Source organism: Acidovorax sp. HMWF018, assembly GCF_003061035.1.
Taxonomy (GTDB): domain Bacteria; phylum Pseudomonadota; class Gammaproteobacteria; order Burkholderiales; family Burkholderiaceae_C; genus Acidovorax; species Acidovorax delafieldii.
The window spans coordinates 1-2,288 of record NZ_QAIM01000498.1 but is presented as its reverse complement, the minus strand read 5'-3'; the positions used below and the strand labels follow the sequence as shown (position 1 = coordinate 2,288).

At 48.7% G+C, this 2,288-nt stretch carries 2 protein-coding genes; one reads left to right on the top strand and one right to left on the bottom strand.

From position 1 onward, the window contains the following. Positions 1-44: 44 nt before the first annotated feature. Entirely contained in the window at positions 45-1,748 is a 1,704-nt protein-coding gene (locus DBR23_RS21290) for a S8 family serine peptidase (RefSeq protein WP_158276479.1), read from the bottom strand. Between the two features lie 307 nt (positions 1,749-2,055). Here DBR23_RS21290 and DBR23_RS21285 point away from each other — a divergent pair. Continuing rightward, a partial coding sequence (locus DBR23_RS21285; RefSeq protein WP_146191395.1) for a hypothetical protein occupies positions 2,056-2,288 on the top strand: 233 nt, incomplete at its 3' end.

Here is a 2,288-nt window from a genome sequence, read left to right as displayed (position 1 = left end):
AGGCGATTTTGAGGGGTTGACTTTCAGGATACGGAAAAATGCGGCTACAGCCGCTGAACAGGTTCGGACGCTGGGGAGTATTTCAGCAGCCTGCTAAGTTGTCGAATAAGATTTCTGATGGCGATGCTGACATTGGCATCGCAGTCGGACGGGTAACTGGCAACGGTGCCGATACTCAGATTGACAACCAGTGCTGCAGGCGAGCTGGGCGTAGTCCCGCCGGCCCTCAGAAGCACCGACGAGAGCCCTTTTTCCAAGTCGTTCAAATAATATGTTTTTTTATTATTGATGCGATCATATGAGAAAATATTTATCGAAATGAGTTGGGCGTCTGGCGCAACCCCTTGCAATATTCCGCTGGCCACGTTCGGTGATGCGCGACCCGCAGCAACCGAAGCCATTAGCGTACCATGCCCGCACCGCTGCTGATCAATCAGCTGGCATCCGATGAGATCACTGTTTGGCTCACCCGCATTTGGCGTCCCCGCTGGGCTATCACCGAACAAATCCTTGTTCGGACATATAGACTTAAAGCCTCCGGAGTTTGATCCAAAACAATCTTCGCCGACCACTTTCGTAGTGCCGTTAAAGAGAAACATCTCGTGAGTTTTTCGAATGCCGTCATCTAACACGGCAATCGCTACACCACTCCCCTTATTTCCAGAAGCCCATGCAACAGGCATGTTAATAGTCGGCATGCTCCTTTGTAGTTGCGACACACCCAGTGGGCGGTTTTCACGCAACTCCAAAATTCGCGGATCATTTTTTGCGCGGAGTCTAGACAGCTGGTCCTTGGTAAGAATCATCTGAAACGACCCAATCGAATCCCCGACAGGATCGCTTTGTGGCATTTTTATATTGGCATCAGCAAGAATTTTTGTCATGGCTTCTCGATTTGCCATTGCCTGATTTTTTCCTCCACGGGAATTCCAATTTAAATCAGGAGAGAAAAGTAACCCACCGCGCAACGAAATACTCACCTCTACCTGCCCCTCTTTTTCGGCTATATCGGATGCTCCTGCAGACCAGTAGGTGGTCCGAGGATCTTGATAGCCGATAGGCCAAATTCCTCGCACATCAGGATGATTCTGCAGGAGGAGTAGCTTTTTCTTGTTAATAGAGGTCGTTATTTTTATTGGTAGCGCATTGTCTAATATCAGGGTAGATTCGGAGTGGCCTGATTTTTGCAAATTTTCCCGGATTTTCTCAATCAGGGAATTGGCCTCAATGATCACTTCGCCAACATTTGTTATGCGTGTCGAGCCATCTTGCAATAGTTGATACTTCGCACTCTGAGTGTCAAGAATTATTTCGGCATCTACCTCTGATCTAGTGCGCAAAACTTTCCGGAGGGCTGTAAGGCTGCCATCCAGGTCCATAGCAGTAATGCGCGATTTGTCAGTGGGATCTATTGTAAAGGCCAGTGCATTCTGACTGTTTTGAAGGATGCTAATGCCTGCTGCTTTTATATACATCCCGATCTGCCCACTCTCGCTCTCCCAACTACCTTCTGTAAATGCTGCGATTCCTAATTCCGCCTTTAACGCACGTATGGCATTTGCATCTTTTTTTAAGTTATCATTTTTTTGCTCTTGCGATAATTTTTCAAGTTTCTGATGGCGTAGGGTGATCATCACTCGTACCTCGCCTTCCTCATTCACCGCATCTCTCATCCGCTTCAGGCTATCAGGATCAACAGTCGCCGCTTGCAACATTCCCATGCCAAAAGTTAGTGCAATGGCTGACATCGCAGATAGCAGGTGTCGCATCTATCGCTCCAGAGAAGTTTGTGGTCTACGAAAATCGTAGCTGCCGATCCTGGGATGGCAAGTTTTAAATGAGCGAGTTCACGAGGCTACTTTGCAGGTGTTCCTTGTTCGCACCCTGCGCGTAAGTGCCAGCGCCCGATCAGGATTGAGTGGACTTGAGGCCAAGGCCGTGGCTTGGGCAGATCCGTGCAAAGGCGCTCTACGTCGCGGACAATCGCCAGAAGATCAGTGAGCTGGGTTTGTATCGCAGCAACTGAGAGCCTTCAACAGCCGGGAATTGGCATTCATGGATAAAAACACGTTCTCAAAGATGATCCCCTCGAATTCTTTTTCGAACATTCATCAAGAGTATTTGGCAGCGATGAAGTGGATGACCGATCTGGGGATTGACCTGCAGGTTGGACGCACTTCCAACTTTGAAAAGTGGGCTGCTGCCGGTTTCGATGACACCTTGTTAAGGTGGAAGATGAAACCGGAGGTGGTTCATGGAGAGAAGAAGGACATTCAGCCGCGAGTTCA